The 15,951-nt window shown below is 64.7% G+C and carries 14 protein-coding genes; 6 read left to right on the forward strand and 8 right to left on the reverse strand.

The features are described from left to right. From HJG53_RS15940 to HJG53_RS15960, 5 genes are all read right to left on the reverse strand, one after another. A complete protein-coding gene (locus HJG53_RS15940) occupies positions 1–1,179 on the reverse strand; it encodes an efflux RND transporter periplasmic adaptor subunit (RefSeq protein ID WP_004212877.1) in 1,179 nt (392 codons plus the stop codon). After that, positions 1,179–2,456 carry a TolC family protein gene (locus HJG53_RS15945; protein ID WP_013039111.1) on the reverse strand — a complete coding sequence of 426 codons (1,278 nt, stop codon included), beginning with the start codon at positions 2,454–2,456 and terminating at the stop codon, positions 1,179–1,181. The genes HJG53_RS15940 and HJG53_RS15945 overlap by 1 nt, the downstream gene beginning before the upstream one ends. Positions 2,457–2,516: 60 nt before the next feature. Then, complete coding sequence (locus HJG53_RS15950; protein WP_086491600.1) at positions 2,517–2,813, reverse strand: hypothetical protein; 297 nt, start codon at positions 2,811–2,813, stop codon at positions 2,517–2,519. 73 nt (positions 2,814–2,886) lie between these two features. Further along, on the reverse strand, positions 2,887–4,854 hold the full coding sequence (locus tag HJG53_RS15955) for a cytochrome c/FTR1 family iron permease (RefSeq protein ID WP_004212871.1): 1,968 nt from the start codon (positions 4,852–4,854) through the stop codon (positions 2,887–2,889). Next, positions 4,854–5,480, reverse strand: coding sequence for a cation transporter (locus HJG53_RS15960; RefSeq protein WP_004212870.1), 627 nt, complete (start codon positions 5,478–5,480; stop codon positions 4,854–4,856). Before HJG53_RS15960 ends, HJG53_RS15955 begins: the two co-directional genes overlap by 1 nt. Positions 5,481–5,555: 75 nt before the next feature. On the opposite strand from HJG53_RS15960, the gene HJG53_RS15965 reads away from it, so the two are divergent. After that, entirely contained in the window at positions 5,556–5,975 is a 420-nt protein-coding gene (locus HJG53_RS15965; protein ID WP_007406847.1) for a helix-turn-helix domain-containing protein, read from the forward strand. Here HJG53_RS15965 and HJG53_RS15970 read toward each other — a convergent pair. Then, entirely contained in the window at positions 5,969–7,171 is a 1,203-nt protein-coding gene (locus HJG53_RS15970) for an aspartyl protease family protein (RefSeq protein WP_013039112.1), read from the reverse strand. The two genes, HJG53_RS15965 and HJG53_RS15970, sit on opposite strands and share 7 nt — an antisense overlap. Before the next feature lie 289 nt (positions 7,172–7,460). Continuing rightward, positions 7,461–8,033: a recombinase family protein gene (locus tag HJG53_RS15975; RefSeq protein ID WP_009824027.1), complete on the reverse strand. Its 573-nt coding sequence runs from the start codon at positions 8,031–8,033 to the stop codon at positions 7,461–7,463. A 191-nt stretch (positions 8,034–8,224) separates the two neighbouring features. Here HJG53_RS15975 and HJG53_RS15980 point away from each other — a divergent pair, with 191 nt between their 5' ends. Further along, complete coding sequence (locus HJG53_RS15980; RefSeq protein ID WP_004212864.1) at positions 8,225–9,625, forward strand: Mu transposase C-terminal domain-containing protein; 1,401 nt, start codon at positions 8,225–8,227, stop codon at positions 9,623–9,625. Continuing rightward, positions 9,552–10,430, forward strand: a complete 879-nt coding sequence (locus tag HJG53_RS15985; RefSeq protein WP_086491602.1) for an AAA family ATPase — start codon at positions 9,552–9,554, stop codon at positions 10,428–10,430. Before HJG53_RS15980 ends, HJG53_RS15985 begins: the two co-directional genes overlap by 74 nt. 314 nt (positions 10,431–10,744) lie before the next feature. On the opposite strand, the gene HJG53_RS15990 is transcribed toward HJG53_RS15985, so the two are convergent. Beyond that, positions 10,745–11,983, reverse strand: coding sequence for a site-specific integrase (locus tag HJG53_RS15990; RefSeq protein ID WP_171132314.1), 1,239 nt, complete (start codon positions 11,981–11,983; stop codon positions 10,745–10,747). Positions 11,984–12,156: 173 nt separating this feature from the next. Between HJG53_RS15990 and HJG53_RS15995 the strand changes: the two genes are divergently transcribed. The 3 genes from HJG53_RS15995 to HJG53_RS16005 are packed head-to-tail and all read left to right on the forward strand — an operon-like array spanning position 12,157 to position 15,912. Beyond that, positions 12,157–13,812 carry a Mu transposase C-terminal domain-containing protein gene (locus HJG53_RS15995; protein WP_164847519.1) on the forward strand — a complete coding sequence of 552 codons (1,656 nt, stop codon included), beginning with the start codon at positions 12,157–12,159 and terminating at the stop codon, positions 13,810–13,812. Further along, complete coding sequence (locus HJG53_RS16000) at positions 13,809–14,732, forward strand: TniB family NTP-binding protein (protein ID WP_127691885.1); 924 nt, start codon at positions 13,809–13,811, stop codon at positions 14,730–14,732. Before HJG53_RS15995 ends, HJG53_RS16000 begins: the two co-directional genes overlap by 4 nt. Then, positions 14,653–15,912: a TniQ family protein gene (locus HJG53_RS16005; RefSeq protein ID WP_241242057.1), complete on the forward strand. Its 1,260-nt coding sequence runs from the start codon at positions 14,653–14,655 to the stop codon at positions 15,910–15,912. Before HJG53_RS16000 ends, HJG53_RS16005 begins: the two co-directional genes overlap by 80 nt. The last annotated feature ends 39 nt before the right edge of the window (positions 15,913–15,951 follow it).

A 15,951-nucleotide genomic window follows, 5' to 3' on the forward strand; every position in this document is an offset into this window, starting at 1 on the left:
TTAATCCTCGTGGCTCGCTTCGCCCTTGCCGATCTCGGCCTTGAGCGTGAAACTTCCGGTGGTGGCGATCTGTTCGTTGCCGGTCAGGCCCGACCGGACGATCACCGTGTCGCCCGACGCATCGCCGAGCTGGACCGGGGTCGCCTTGAAGCCGGTGGGCGTGCGCACGAACACGACCGACTTGCCCTCGAAACTCTGGACCGCCGTCGTCGGCACGCGGACCGCCCCGCTCCCGCCGCTGCCCGTGAGCTGCACGGCTGCCGTCACAGGCTCGCCGACCCGCCATTCGCCACCGCGATTGTCGAGGGTGGCGAGCGCAGGCACGAGCCGCGTCTGCGGATCAAGCGCCGGCGACACGAAGGTCACGCGGGCGGTCGCCTGACGGCCTGCCGCCTTCACCAGCACCGTATTGCCGGGACGCACCCGGCCCGCATCCTCGGGCTTGAGATTAAGCGCGATCGACACCTGGCTCAGGTTGGCGATGCGATAGAGTTCGGCATCCGCCGCGACCGTTTGTCCCAGCGTCACGGGGCGCGCAATGATCTGGCCCGAGATCGGCGCGGCAATGCCGAGCCGGTTGAGCCCGCCGCCGCCGACACCCGCCGCCGAAACCATGCTCTGCGCCTGCGTCAGGGCGATCCGCGCCTCCGTCGCCGCTGTGCGGGCGGCGATCAGATCCTGTTCAGGGGAGACTCTCTGCGCGAACAGCCGCTGTTCGCGCGCGAGGTTCGAATTAGCGAGCTGAAGCCGCGCCCGCGCCGCCTCGACCTCGCCCTTGATCTGCGCCGCCTCGCGGCTTTCGATGACCGCAATGGTCTGGCCGCGTCCGACCGATTGGCCGAGGTTACGGGTGAGCGCGACCACGCGTCCCGCAATTGCGGCCGAGACGACCTGCGTTCCCTGTGGGTCGCCCTCGATGATCGCGGGCAGCTCGATCGTCCCGGCCCCGCCGATGATCGGCCGTCCGACCTGGACGCCCGCTGTGGCGATCTGGTCGGCACCCAATGTGACGACGCCTTCACCGGCATGACCGCCTTCAGCACCGCCCTTTTCCGTGCCCGCTGCCGTCTCATTGGCAGCTGCGCCTTCGGCAGTTGCCTCGTTTCCGCCATCCTTGCCGCCGCAGGCAGCCAAGAGCAGGGCGAGCGACGCCGCGCCCGCGAGATAAAAGCTCTTCATCACTGATTCCCCCCATTGGGCGCACGAGCGGTCAGTCGCTCCACTTGCGCGCGGGCATTCTGGTAATTGGCAAGCGCGTCGATCGCGGCGACCCGCGTTTCGGCGAGCGTGCGTTCAGCATCGAGCAATTCGAGCTGGCCGAACTTGCCCTCGCGATAGCCGATCCGCGCGATGCGGGCGGCCTCCTGTGCAGCCGCCAGCGCCGGCCCCGACGCCGCACGAGCCGTCGTTGCGGCATTGGCCGCCTGCGCCTGCGCGTCCGTGATCGCCTGTTCGATGTCGAGCGCGGTCACGCGGCGCTGCGCATCCGCCTGGGTCCGCTGCGCGGTCGCCTGCGCAATCGCGGCGCGACCATTGTTGAACACCGGGATCGGGATCGACACGCTGAACACCGCCGCCATGTCGTTGGTCGCTTCCAGGCGGCGGATCGACGGCCCGACGTTCAGGTCAGGCACGCGATTGGCGCGCGCGAGCCGCACGCCGGCTTCGGCAATGGAGAAATCCGCGTTGGCTGCCGCCAGCGCGAGTGTGCCGGTCGTGTTGACCGGTGCCAACGGCCCATAGACGTTCACATCGGGAAGGCGATCGAGCAGCGTGTCATCGAGCAGGCCGTCGATCGGCCGTCCGATCCGACGCGCCAGATTGGCGCGGGCCGCCTCGGCCAAGCGAAGCTGCCGCTCCACATTGGCGTCGGCATTGATACGCGCGACATCCGCGCGCTGTTGCTCGAGTGGCGATGCCCGCCCTGCCTGCACGCGAACGCTCGCGGCCCGCAGCGCATCGCTGGCGATCCGGGCCTGATCGCGGGCTGTCATTACCCGGCGATCGGCCGCGACCGCTTCGACATAGAGCTGCGTTACCTGAAGCCGGACATCCGCCGCGATGATCGCGGCCTGGATCTCGGCCCGGGACAATTGCGCATTGGCGACCGCGACGCGGGCGCCGCGCTTGCCGCCTAGCTCGATCGGGATCGCAAAGCCGACCGTGGTTTCCGCGCTGCGGACCCCCCGATACGGCCCGGAGCCGATGACATTCTCGACTTGGCCTTGAACCACCGGATTGGGCCGCAAGCCGGCGACTGTGCGACCTGCACGGGCCGCGTCGATTCCAGCTGTCGCCGCTTCCGCAGCAGGGGCCGAACCGCCCGCTGCACTGACCGCTTGGTCAAGCGTGTAGACCGGCGCATCCTGCGCAACAGGCGCGGACGGTCCGACCTGCGCCTGCGCCATCGTGGCGCAAGACGCTGCGGCCAGCATGGCCGCGAGGATACGATTCATGAAAATAGGACTCCTGACGATGATCGACAGGGGCGCGCCAACGCACGCCCAAATCGGACGTCAGGCTTGGGGGGGCCTCAAATGGACCATGCCGGTGCGGCCGTCGAGCGACGCAGAGGCGGAGATTGTCGGCTTGGGCACTGTGAGGACGGGGGTATATTCCATCGTCGTGCGCGCAGGCACGCCGACGTCGTGTCCGTGACAATAATTGTGATGATGCGGGACATTCTTGTCCGAGTCCGATGGCACCTGATCGATGTCACCGGCGGTATGGACCGTGAACTCAACGCCCGCGATGCTTCCCCCCGCCAGATCGGCGGCATGGGCCATGCCGGAGAAGCTGGTCAGGACCAGCATCAGGCATGTCAGGAAAGGCAAAAAGGCTCGCACTAGCTTGCCTCTATCACGGAAGGGTTTTCATGTCATTGCACTAATTCGAACCAAGGGTCACTGAGCCGGAACCCGAGCGGGATCGGTCGCGCCCGTTCCAGGCGAACCCGACCGCAATGGCGACCGCCATCAGGAGTTGCGCCAGCACCGATTGCCAAGTGGGAAACACGCCGAGCATCGACAGCCGTGGCACGTCCGCGAGCGGTGCGATGTTGATAAGGCCGGCTTCCTGGAGCGCGGCGACGCCTTTACCCGCCAGCACGACGGTCAGGACCGCCATGAGCCAGGAGCTATAGCGGAAGAACTGCGCGATCGGCAGCTTGCGACTGTAGCGAAGCATGGCCCAAGCGATCAGGCTGAGCAGTCCAATCGCCGACCCGGCCCCCGCGAGAAGCATCCCGTTGTCACCTTGCGCCGAAAGCGCGGCATAGAACAGGATCGTCTCGAAGACCTCGCGATAAACTACGACGAACGCCAGCCCGAACAGGAACCAGCCCGACCCGCCCGAGAGCGCCCGCGACATCTTCTCGCGAATATAGCGCTGCCACTGATCGGCCTGCGCCTTGCCGTGCATCCAAATCCCGACCGAGAGCAGCACGACCGCGGCGAACAGCGAGCCAAACCCTTCCGTCAGCTCCCGGCTCGCACCGCTGATCCCGATCGCATAGGTGGCGACCGCCCAGGTGATCCCGCCCGCGATGATCGCGCTGACCCAGCCGCCATGCACGTACCGCAGCGCCTCGCCGCGCTCGGCTTTACGCAGGAACGCGATCATGGCGACAACGATGAGCAGGGCTTCGAGCCCTTCACGCAGCAGGATCGTGAACGCGCCCAGGAACGTGGACGCTTCGGTGGCGGCATCAGGCGCGAGCGCCGCTTCCGCATCGTCGAAAAGGCCGCCCAGTACTGCGACCTTCTCCGCGAGATCATCGGGCGACGCGCCCCGGTCGATCGAGGCGCGGAACTCCCCCATCGCGCCCTCGATTCGACCCATCAGCGTCGCGTCGCGCGCGGTGAGTGTTGGCTCGATCGGCTCGAACCCATCGAGATAGGCCGACAGCGCCAGCTCTTTCGCCATGCGCGCATCGCCGCGCCGCGCAGCCGCCACGCTTTCGGCGAGTTTGGCGCGGGCGACCGCGAGCGAGCCGGGAGCCTGTTGTATCACCTGTTCGGGATGACGACGCAGGAACGCGAGCACTGGGTCAGCCTTGGCGTCGCCGATCGCCGCGCCGAGCGCGGCCGGGGTGAGCGCGACCAGGGTTTTCAGGTCCGGAATGCGCCGGCGAAGGGTCGGGTCGGATTTCCAAAGCCGCTCGCCTTCGCGCGCCTGCGCATCCGTGAAGGCGAAGCTCCCGGCTCGGAATGCTAACGCCCAGCGCTGATCGTTGGGCAGATCGGCGAAGCTCTGCATCGCGGTCCCGTCGATGCCTTGCGTCACCACCTGATAGAGCGCGAACACGCTGCGCTGGCGCGCGCGCTCGGCATCGGTGAAAGCAATCGGGGGCGTAGCGAGCTTGGCGGCGTCAGGGCCACGGCCGTTGCCCGTCATCCCGTGGCAGGACGCGCAGGATTGTCGGAACAGTGCATCGCTGGAGACGAGGTTCGGAGCCTTATCGGGCGCGAGCGGCACCGGGTAGGCGCGCAACAGATCGGCCGCGAGCCCGTGCGCCAATGTTGCCACCTGTTCAGTCGGTCCCTTTTCCGCGATCACCGCCTGGAGGTTGGCAGCCCGCTGGATGAGGGCTTGACGCTCCGGCTTCGCCGGCAGGCCCTGAAGCCGTGTCGAGACCGACGCGGCGAACTCCGTCATCTCGGCATATTCCGACGTGCTCTTGATCCGACCGTTGGCGACCGCGCCGCCATAATCGACGGCCATATAGTCGAGCAGCCGCCATGCGGTTTGCACGTCGCCGGGTTCGGCGATTGCCGCAGCAGGGATCAGCAGCGCCGCGAGCGCGGAGAGCAGCCGCAACGAGAGCATTGCCCGGATCAACGCGAGCAGACGCACTACCGCTCTCCCAATTCGCGCCGAGCGCCAGTGACGATTTCATAAGCGGAGTGGAGGAACAGGAGGGCGATGAGGCCGGCGACGGCGAGGTCCGGCCAGGCGCTTCCTGTCCACGCCACCAGACCGGCCGCGGCGATCACCGCCACGTTGGCGAGCGCGTCGTTGCGGCTGAACAGCCAGATCGCGCGAACATTGGCGTCCCCTTCCCGGAAACGCGCAAGCACCAAGGCGGACACGACATTGATCGCGAGCGCGACAACGCCGATTGTGCCCATCAGTTCGGCATCGGGCGCGGTTGCGTTCAGGGCGCGCCAAATCGCGAAACCGATTACGCCCACGCCAAGCGCACCGAGAAACAACCCCTGCGTCAGCGCGACCTTTGCCCTCGCCCGTGCGGACCAGGCAAGCGCGAGAAGACCGATAAGGCTGATCGACCCGTCCCCGAGAAAATCGAGGGAATCCGCTTTCAGCGCTTGGCTATCGGCGATGAACCCGCCGAACAGCTCGGCGACTCCGAAGCCGAGGTTGAGCACCACGACGGTCAGCAGCGCACGGCGATAGGCCGGATCGGTTTGCGCGCGCGCGGGCTCCCCGTGGCACCCGCAGCTTTCGGTAGAAGCATTCATGCGGCCTTCCTTACCACCTCCAGTCGCTGTAGAAGCAAGCGAAATGTGCGACACGTTCGCATAAGCAAGGATGGCATGATGAAGCCGGTGATGATTGGGCAGCTCGCCAGCGAGACCTCGACGAAGGTGACGACGATCCGCTTTTATGAGTCGATCGGGTTGCTCCGATCCGCCCCTCGCACGGCGTCGGGTCGCAGAACCTACGATGCCAGTGACATTGAGCGTTTGCACTTCATCCGCAACGGTCGCCGGCTTGGCTTCTCCGTCGACGAGATCCGTTCGTTGATGGGGCTGGCGCAGAACCCGGACCAGGATTGTGGTGCCGCCTCAGCTATCGCTGCTCAGCACCTCAAGGATGTGGAGGAGAGACTGGCGCAACTCGCGGTGTTGCGGGATGAGTTGGCAATGCTCAGCCAGAGCTGCACCAAGGCGCGCATGGCCGATTGTCGGATCATGAAGGCGATCGGCAAAGGCCACCCTCAAGCCGATCAATAATAATCGGCCAGCCTGAGCTCGCGCACATCACCCGAGGCCATCGTCAGCTTTACGAGGGTGCCAGCAGGCCGGGAGCGCACTTGCCAGAGCTCCCCACGCGTATAGTTCGCATCGATCGAATGGCCGTTCACCGCCACGATCCGGTCGCCGACCGCCCAGCCAGCCTTTTCCGCGGGACTGTTCGCCGCCACATGAACAACGGTGAGCGCCGTTGGTGAGGCTGCGAGGCCAAGGCCGCTACGGTCCTTCAGCATCGGCAGGCGACGACGAGGACCGAGTGGCCGGAGCCACACGAATCCGGCGGTCACGTCGAACACCACGTCGAATTGAGCGATCAGCGGTAGGCCGACATTGCCAACCGTGCTGGTGGAGAGCCAAGCTCTCATCCCGAGTGTGGGGACGTTCGAGACGCCAAGCCCTTCGATGTTGATGTTCTGGATCGTGAAAGCATCGTTGATACGCACACCATCGACGCCGCCGATCGCCGCGGTCGAGACGAGCTTCCCGTTCAACAGCCCTTGATCGCGGGCATAGGCCGACGAGAGCATCAGCGCGGCCGAGCTGCCAAGATCGATCATCAAGGGCACGGGAGGCAAACCCGAGACGGAAGCTCGAATGAACAGCTCCTGCTTGGCACCGCGCCCGAGCGCGACAGCGCGCCAGTCGGGACCGGCGAGAAACGTGCCTGACTTGACGACCGCCATACGCCTTTTCGCGAAATCGAGCGCGATGCAGCTACCCGTGAACATATCGGCACCGAGGAGGATATCGATCGGTCGTCCGAAGGCCGCCGACACTGAACTCAGATCACCAACGACGGCAAAGGGTAAGCGACGGGTTTCGCGGGCGAGCTGTACGTCGATGTCGCGGACCAGCAGCACCGGGGCCTTGGCGCTCAGCCCGCTAATCATGCGCCGCTCACCATCGTTCAAGCCGAGCTTCGCCGCGAGCGCCGTGCTCATGATCGACGCGCCGCTGCCACTGTCGAGCACCGCCCGCACCGGCACTCCGCGCACTTGTGCCGAAACAAGGAGGGTATCACCCGTGCCGACTTCCAGCGGCTCCCATTCGAGGTGAGCCGCACCGAAGTTCCACGAGCCCGCAGACCGGGAAGTCTGTCGCGCGAGCGTTGGAGAACCGAGCACCAAGCCGGTTCCACAGGCCACCAGCCGCGCCACTAATGAGCGTCGAGACATACCGATTGCTTCAACACGGGCCGTCAAAAAGCCACCTCCAGCCCCCCGTCCGCAGGAGAGCAAATTGCGGTTACATGCTCCAGCCACTGGAGGAGCAAGTGCTTTTGGTGCGCCCGAAAATCCTCAGAAGCGCTTGGAGAACTTTAGATGAAGGATGGTGCAGACCGCTTAGATGCCTTCCCGATAACGAACGGTTCCGGGGGACGCTGGGCCGATCGGGACCGCGAACGGTGTAAACGCTCGCGCTAAGTGGCGGCATTCTGATCGCGCTATTTGTCGGCGAGCGTCGCTACGCGGCTACCGGCTTGGTCTCGGCCGATCGCACATAGGCGTAGAGTTTTGGCTTGGAGATGCCGAGCATCGAGCAAATCTTGGCGATCGGCATCGTGTTCTCGTGGTAGAGCCTGACGGGCAGGTCGCGCTTGTCCTTGCCGAGTGCGGCCGGCCGGCCACCCTTCTTGCCGCGAGCGCGGGCTGCGGTGAGACCGGCCTGGGTCCGCTCGCGGATCAGGTTGCGCTCGAACTCCGCCAATGCCCCGAACAGGTGGAAGGTAAGCTTGCCCGACGTGGTGGTCGTGTCGATCGCCTCGTGCAGGCTCAGCAGCCCGACCTTTTCCTCGTCGAGGTAGGTCATCCATCCGATCAGATCACGGAGCGAGCGGCCGAGCCTGTCGAGGCGCCAGACCACCAGTGTGTCGCCGGCGCGAAGCAGCTCCTTCACCTTTTCCAATCCAGGGCGAGCGGCAGTCGCCCCGGAGGCCTTGTCGGTGATGACCTTCTCGCAGCCGGCAGCCTTCAGCGCATCACGCTGGAGGTCCAGGTTCTGCTCGGCGGTCGATACGCGGGCGTAACCGATTTTCATGCGTAGGGCCGGTGGCGCCCCGATCGGGCGCGGTTTGGGAAGAAAGTCGTCATCGGCAGGTCTATGTTGCCCTAGTTTTCTTTACCGGGTAGATTTACGTCGAACAGGCCGGTTTGGCAACGCGAGCGGACTCGCATGGCGATGGGCAGGCAAATCTCCGTTTTCCTTACCTGCGACACGGACCGTCGGCGGTGACGCATCCGGCGCTTGTCCCGCCGCTGGCGATCGAGCGCTACCGCGTCCTTGAACCGCACCTCGCCGATGGCATCCCGCTCGCGGACCTCGCCCGCACCGGCACGCTGAGCGAGCGGACGTTGCAGCGCTGGCTCGGGCGCTACCGTGCCGAAGGACTTGCCGGTCTCGCGCGTCTGCCGCGCAACGATCGGGGCAGGCTGCACCTGCCGGAACATCTGGTCGAACTGACCCGCACTCTCGCCACCAAGCGCCCGCGACCCCCGGTCGCCGCCATTCACCGAAAGGTGCAGGAACTCGCCATCGCGCATGGACACCGAACCCCCAGCTATGCGGCCGTCGCGCGTGTCGTCAGGGCGATACCGGCAAGCCAGATCGCCGCAGCCTCCGATCCGGCCGTCTACCGCGACCAGCACGAGCTAGTGCATCGGCGCGAAGCCGCGACCTCGAACGAGATGTGGCAGGCCGATCATACCGTTCTCGACATTCTCGTGCTCGATGATGCCGGAACCCCGGTGCGTCCTTGGCTGACCGTCATCGTTGACGATCACAGCCGAGCCATCGCCGGTTACTTCCTCAGCCTCGATGCCCCCAGTGCCCTCAACACGGCGCTCGCCTTGCGGCAGGCGATCTGGCGCAAGCCCAATCCCGAATGGATCGTCAGCGGCATTCCCGAACAGCTTTACGTCGACAACGGCTCGGATTTCATCTCCGAGCATATCGAGCAGGCGTGCATCGCCCTCAAAATCCGCCTCATCCATTCGCTGCCGGGGCGTCCTCGCGGGCGCGGCAAGATCGAGCGGCTGTTCCGCACCATCAACGACATGTTCCTGCCCGACCTGCCCGGCCACCTGATCGCGGGCAAGCCGCTGTCGGCGCCAGTGCTCACGCTCGACGAGCTGCGCGCCCGCTTCGAGGCGTTCGTGTGCGGCGTCTATCATCGTCGCCCGCATGGCAGCACCGGCGAACCGCCGATCACGCGCTGGCAGAAGGGCGGGTTCCTGCCCGCAATGCCCGACAGCCTTGAACAGCTCGACATGCTGCTCGTGCACGTGCCCAAGCCCCGTAAAGTGCTGCGCGACGGCATCCGTCTGATGGGCAGGCGCTATGTCGAACCCACGCTCGCGGCCTTCGTCGGCGAGCAGGTCGAGGCGGTCTATGACCCCCGCGACCTGACCGAGATCCACGTCTACCACCAGGGCCGGTTCGTCTGCCGTGCGCTCAGCTCCGAGCACGCTGGGCACCCGTCGTTGCGCGCGATCCAGCGCGCCCGGCGCGGCGCGAAGGAGCGCGACAAGCAGGTGCCTGCCCCCACGGAGACCTTCGATGGCGACCAAGAGGATACGGCTTCCCGGCCCACCACCTACCGAGGGCTCCGGCTCTACGCCGCTGACGATTGAGTTCCTGGTCGAGCAGCCGTTCCTGGCGACCCGCGACCATGCCCGGTTCGTCGAGTTTGCCGAAGCCTGCGCGCACTACCGCTATATCGGCGTGTGTCATGGCCGGCCGGGCGTCGGAAAGACGCGATCGGCGCGCGAGTTTTCCAGCTTCCCCGACCTGGGGGAATATGCCGCGCTCCGTCCCATTGCCGCGCTCCTTGGCGAAAAGGTCGCTCGCTGCCGCGCCGTCTTCTACACCGTGTCGGTCAGCAACACGCCCAAGACGATCGACGCGGTGTTGGGCCTCAACCTCATTAAGCTGGGCTATGCCCGGCTGACGGTCGCGGGCGGCTCGCAGGACGAAATCACCCATGACGCCGCCCGCATCGCCTGCCCCCTCGTCATCGTCGACGAGGCCGACCGCCTGACCATAAAGTCGCTCGAACATCTCCGCGACATGGCCGATCGCCACGGCTTCGGGCTGATCCTGATGGGTATGCCGGGCTTGGAGAAGCGCCTCGCCCGCTATGCCCAGCTCTACTCGCGGATCGGCTTCGTCCACGAGTTCAAACCGCTTACCGAGACCGAAATGCGGCTGCTGCTCGCGACCCACGCCGGCGATTTCGGGATCAGCTTCGACCCGGCCCAACTCGACGCGATCGAAGCGCAGGCAGCCGTGATCCGCATCACGCGCGGCAACTTCCGGCTCATGGAGCGCCTGTTCGCGCAGATGCGGCGGATCATGACCCTCAACCGCGTCGAGGAGGTCACCGCTGACATCGTTCAGGCCGCGCGCGATTGCCTCGTCATCGGACCCGGCAACTGACAAATAGCGCGATCAGAACGCCGCCATTTAGCGCGAGCGTTTACACAGGATAAGATCCATACCGTTTCCGGAACCACTTTCTTGTTTCCTCTTCGAAATTGGACTGTGCTGATGAGTTTGAGCGATGGTGGCTTCGCTCATACACTACGCGCTACCAGGCCCCTGCCCGTTTCTTAGGCTTAACGTTGTAGCTCAAGACCCCGGGGGCTCAGCCTCCCTTCTCCGGTTCTTGCCGCTGCGCAAATCCCTCGATCTACCTGCCGCCGTCGTGTGGTCGCACGGCATCATCCAAAGACCTATTTAGGCCGTCATGACTAGCCAATCTTCGCCATAAGGCGCCCCGTCGCCCCCTGCTCTGCCGCGAGATTGCGATTATAAGCGAGCGGCATCCGCGGCGACTTCCACCGCAGCGCGTCCATGATGCCGGCCAAATCCTCCCCGCTGGCGAACAGGTCCTGATTGAGCCCGATCCGCGTCGAGTGCGCACTGATCCCCTTCAGCAACCGCGCCAGATCGTCCGCCGTCAAATCGGGCAGCGCGCCACGGTCGAACGCGCGGCCGATGATCGACCGAAAGATTGGTCCGATCGAGCCCGGGTGCAGCGCCACGGTGCCGATGTCATATTCGACGCGCGCCTTCACCGCCGGCTTGGACAGCGTCTTGCGCAGATCCCACGTCTCCCGGCCCGAGATGCTGTCGATCGGCCGACCGCGCACGGCTGCCCGCGCCTTGTAGCGCCGCACCTGCACCCGCCGGAACAGCGGCCCTGTCGTGATCCCCGCCGCTTCGGTCCACGCCGCGATCGCCGCGACGGTGCGCGGGCTGAGGTAGGCGGTCGCCCCCTCCCCGTCTTGATCGCCCTTATGACGCAGAATCTGCAGCAGCCGCGCTTCGGGATCGATCGCCTCCTCAATATGCTCAATGGCGACCGCCACCAGTTCGGAGGCGCGCAGCCCGGTGTCATAAGCGGCCGATAGCAGCGCCCGATCACGCAGCCCCGGCAGATCCTCGCCACAACTCTCGAGCAGCGCGCGGATGTTGAGCCCCCGCGCCTTGTCGCGCTCGACGTCGCGCACCGGGCCCTTGAACCGCAGCGGCCGCGCCTGCTTCTGCGCAGCCCCCTTCTCGCGGCGCACCGTCTGGAGCCGCAGCTTCACCAGCGGCGCCGGCGTCGGATCCTTGAGCTCGAGCAGCTGGTGGATCTTGGCGATCGACGCCTTGTAGCGGGATAGCGAGGCCGGCCGGCTCCCCTTCCCGGCCCGCGCGTCGAGATAATCGGCCACGGTCTCGGGCGTGGCCGGCAGCGCGATCCGGTTGTTGCGCCTACACCACGCATCGAACGCCTCGACGTCGGACTTGAGCGCACGGATGCTATGGGGCGATGAAGCGGCCTGATAGGCGGCGATCAGGCCCTCGTTGACGGTGATGCGCTCGCCGGCGCGCATCTGCACGATCGTCCACGCAAGGTCGGCCGGCGCCCTGACGGCCGGCAGGACAGCCTCAGGCGGCGCTACGGGGATTTCTGGCCCTTCCCGGGCGGTTTCGGTGCTCACGACGCGCCTCGCTCCTCAGCTGTCAGCTTGACCAAACCGACAGACCGAAATTGCTAGGTTTTTCAATCTTCATCTATCCCAAATACCTCCGGACTCTCGCCCGTCCATCCCGTTTCTGATACAATACCGGTGGACCCGGCAACACGAGTCCCTGGCAAGATCGGGGATAGGTCATGGCCGAAACGGGCACAGCTCTTACGAGAGCGGATTCTACAGCCTGGAGCATTGCTTGCAATCGCGAGCCGGCTATTCGTTCGCTTGCCAGCCTGCCCAAGATTACCCGCGCCGCGATGTTGAATGCGAGCGCGGAGCTGGGCCTGAGCAGGTCGCGCGTTTTTGAGCTTGTCGCCCGCTATCGCGCAGAGCCCGTTACCAGCTCCCTGGTCGATCGGCCCGAAGGTTTTCCCAAAGGGCGTCGCCGATTGGCGCCGGAGATCGACCAGGTAGTCGCCTCCGAAATCGAGCGGTTCTACTTGACGCGCCCCAAGCCGACCCTCGCGCGATTGCTACGCGAGATTCGGCATGCCTGTTATGAACGCGGCCTTCGCGCCCCGACACGCAAGACCATCGCCGCGCGCGTTGCCGCGATTGACCGAGAACGCCTCACCAGGGCGCGCGACGGTGCGAAGGCTGCATCTGATCGATATCGACCCGTGACGCGATCTTACACTGCCGACTACCCGCTGCAGATCGTACAAATAGACCACACACCTGCCGATATCATCATCGTCGACGAGCATTTCCGCAAACCGCTTGGTCGACCAACGCTGACCCTTCAGATCGACGTAGCGACGCGGGTCATTCCGGGCTTCTACATCTCGCTTGAGAGACCCTCAGCCACGTCTGTAGGCATGGCGATCCGCCATGCAGTCCTGCCGAAGGCAACCTGGCTTCAGGAGCGGGAGATCAACCTCGACTATCCCGTTTTCGGCATCCCCGAAACTCTGCATCTCGACAATGCCGCAGAGTTTCGGTCCCGGGCACTCGAGCGCGGCTGCGAGCAGCATGGCATCGACCTCAAGCACCGCCCCCGGCGCACGCCGCACTACGGTGGCCACATCGAACGCTTGATCGGAACCGCGGTCGGCGCCGTGCATCTCCTGCCCGGTACGACCTTTGCAAACATAAAGGCCAAAGGCGACTATGACGCCGAAGGCCGGGCCTGTATGACGCTGCGCGAGTTCGAGCAGTGGTTCGCGCTCGAAGTCGGCGTCTATCATGGCTCGATTCACAGCGAGCTTGGCGTCCCGCCGCTCACGGCCTGGGCCGACGGGCTGGGCAACCGCGCTGATCCGCTCCGGCTCCCCGCCGATCCCGCTCGCTTCCTTTTCAACTTTCTCCCGTTCGAGATGCGGAAGGTCAGGCGCGAGGGGATCGAGCTGTTCCATGCGTTCTACTGGCATGGCAGTCTGGCCGGCCTCATCGCGAACTGCGACCACAAGCTCCCGATCAAATATAATCCGCTCAACCTCTCGGCTGTTTACGTCGAGTTGTCCGATACCGAGCATTTGACGGTTCCGCTTCGTGATCGGCGACGGCCTGCCATCACGAAGTTCGAGCACGACCTTGCAGTGCGAGCACTGCGCGAGCGCGGGCGCCAGGCCGTCGACGAGCAATCGCTGTTTGACATGGTGAACGAGCAGCGGCGCATCGTCCTCGAAGCGGCCCACAAGACCAAGACAGCGCGAAAATCCGCCCAGCGCATCGCCTATGCTCTGGAGGCTGGCCTTCCTCCTGCCACCGCAGCCCCTTCAATGGCTTTGCCGGTATCGTCCGAGCCGGAGGATAGCGCGCCTATCGTTCCATTCCAGATCGAGGAGCGACTATGACCGACCTTTACGATCACCTGTTTCCGGCATATCGCGAGCAGGCAGGGCTATCCGACGACGAACGCATCGACTGGCTGAGACGCGATCGATGGCTATCGCTGCCACAATCCGAAGCCGCGCTCGGCAGGCTAGAAGATCTGCTGACCTATCCCCCGCGCGGCCGCATGCCCTGCCTCCTGCTTTTCGGTTCCACTGGTATGGGCAAAAGCGAGATCCTCAATCGCTTCGCAGAGCTGCACGCAACCCGGTATGATAAAGGCGCCGGCCTTAGGATCATGCCTGTCGTCAAGGTGCAGATGCCGCCACAGCCTACCGAGGACGAGTTCTACACCGAGCTTATGCTGGCGATGAACTACTCCGAGTTCGACCATATCTCCCTGCGATCACTGCGCTCTCTGGCTCGTCGCACCCTTGGGGAATTCGGGACGAAGGTGCTGGTCCTCGACGAAATCGACAAGATGCTGGCAGGCTCGCCGCGCCAACAGCGGATTTTTCTCAACACCATTCGCTTTCTGACCAACGACCTCAGAATCCCGATCGTGTGCGCGGGCACCGAAGATGCACGTATCGCGATACTCACCGATCCTAATCTCGCCGACCGCTTCGCCGCCTTCGAGCTGTCTCCATGGCGCAACGATCACGCCCTGCGCCAGCTCATGGCGAGCTTCGCCGGTCTGCTGCCCTTGCGCCGCCCTTCCCTGCTCGATGAACCTGATGTCCGCCAGCGCGTCATCGCATTGAGCGAGGGCGTGACAGGCCGAATATTCCGATTGATGGAGGCTGTCGCAATCGCGGCGATCCGAAGCGGCCGCGAGATGATCGACGCCGACAGCTTCGATGATGAGCAACTATTGCTCCCGCTCGTCTCGATGCAAGTCATCGCCAGTACCAAGCGGGCGTTGCGGCGCCGTGCGGCATGAATATCCTTTCGCTGACGAACTGCTGACGTCCTGGCACGCGCGTCAGCGCCATTCCCGCCGAGGGCGAGGGCTACCGGCGCCAAAGGCTGTCCGAGATCGCATGGGCGACTGGCGCCACCCGGATATTCGCCCGACAATGGCCTGGATCAATGCGACTGCCGACGACCTCAACGTGTCGGCAGCGCGCTTGGTCGAACATAGTCTCGCGAAACATTATCCCGCTTTGCCGCCCGATTTTCTGGCCTGGGAACACCTCCCAGGGTCAGCCAGTTCTACCGGGCTGATCCCGATACCACGGTTGCACGTCAGTTGGTGCAGCCGGTGTCTCGCGGAAGATTTCGCATCCGACCGGCCAGCACACGTCCGGCGTCAGTGGGTGCTGGCCGCCGTGGGCTTTTGCCATCGGCACCGCTGGCCGCTGGAGGATCGTTGCAATGGTTGCGGGTCGCGGACATGGCGATTTGCGATGCCCGCGCGCGGTCCGCTGCGGATGATTTGCGAAGCCTGCTGGCAACCGATGGAAAGAACCTCGGCGCCGGCCCTTTATGCCGGGAAGGATACCCGGGTTCGCTGGGATCATATCATTGCGTTCGAGCAGCAATGCATGGGCGCGATTAGGGGTAGGACCCCTGACCAGTTCCGCTTCAACTTCACGTCGGCCGGCCAACTCCTCAACGAGGTTCGAGACGTTTGCAGCCTCCTGACCAAGAAGCCGCCAAACGACGAATATTGGTGGTGCAGGACACGGAATATCGCGCTGAACGATTTCGCGTGCGATGCGATGACGCCCGGTTACATCGGTCTCCAATTCTATTCGAGCGACACTCGCAACCCGCTGGCCACCGCATCGCCGCTCCTGCGCCGGTGCCTGCTTGCCGCCGCTTGCGGCATCATCGAAACCAATCCCGATGTAGGTGCCGCGCTTTTTGGTCCTGAAGCACCGCCAGCGATCGAAAGGTTCATAGCCAGGACAGATCGCGGCGGGCTCGATCGCTTGCTGATGGCAGACGGCCACTGGTCTTCCGCCTTTATCCTTCAGATCAAAGCCGCACGAGAGCGAATGGCTCGCCGGTTCATGATCTCAAAGCTGGAAGCGGCGCATCGAGCGATACGCAACGCATTCGCGCATTCATCGTCCAACGAACAAACCAAATTTAACCGTTCCACCGGCCAAATCTGATTCCATGTCGTGGGAAGTAGTTCCTGATTGAGCCACCGC

Source organism: Sphingomonas sp. ID1715 (genome assembly GCF_013044515.1).
In the GTDB taxonomy this organism is placed as follows: domain Bacteria; phylum Pseudomonadota; class Alphaproteobacteria; order Sphingomonadales; family Sphingomonadaceae; genus Sphingomonas_B.

Bases quoted from the DNA above. Each gene is read 5' to 3' on its own strand.
- HJG53_RS15970 (WP_013039112.1), bottom strand. From the start codon at position 7,171: ATGTCTCGACGCTCATTAGTGGCGCGGCTGGTGGCCTGTGGAACCGGC.
- HJG53_RS15965 (WP_007406847.1), top strand. From the start codon at position 5,556: ATGATGAAGCCGGTGATGATTGGGCAGCTCGCCAGCGAGACCTCGACG.
- HJG53_RS15985 (WP_086491602.1), top strand. From the start codon at position 9,552: ATGGCGACCAAGAGGATACGGCTTCCCGGCCCACCACCTACCGAGGGC.
- HJG53_RS15975 (WP_009824027.1), bottom strand. From the start codon at position 8,033: ATGAAAATCGGTTACGCCCGCGTATCGACCGCCGAGCAGAACCTGGAC.
- HJG53_RS15940 (WP_004212877.1), bottom strand. From the start codon at position 1,179: ATGAAGAGCTTTTATCTCGCGGGCGCGGCGTCGCTCGCCCTGCTCTTG.
- HJG53_RS15950 (WP_086491600.1), bottom strand. From the start codon at position 2,813: ATGCTGGTCCTGACCAGCTTCTCCGGCATGGCCCATGCCGCCGATCTG.
- HJG53_RS16000 (WP_127691885.1), top strand. From the start codon at position 13,809: ATGACCGACCTTTACGATCACCTGTTTCCGGCATATCGCGAGCAGGCA.
- HJG53_RS16005 (WP_241242057.1), top strand. From the start codon at position 14,653: ATGAGCAACTATTGCTCCCGCTCGTCTCGATGCAAGTCATCGCCAGTA.
- HJG53_RS15995 (WP_164847519.1), top strand. From the start codon at position 12,157: ATGGCCGAAACGGGCACAGCTCTTACGAGAGCGGATTCTACAGCCTGG.
- HJG53_RS15945 (WP_013039111.1), bottom strand. From the start codon at position 2,456: ATGAATCGTATCCTCGCGGCCATGCTGGCCGCAGCGTCTTGCGCCACG.
- HJG53_RS15960 (WP_004212870.1), bottom strand. From the start codon at position 5,480: ATGAATGCTTCTACCGAAAGCTGCGGGTGCCACGGGGAGCCCGCGCGC.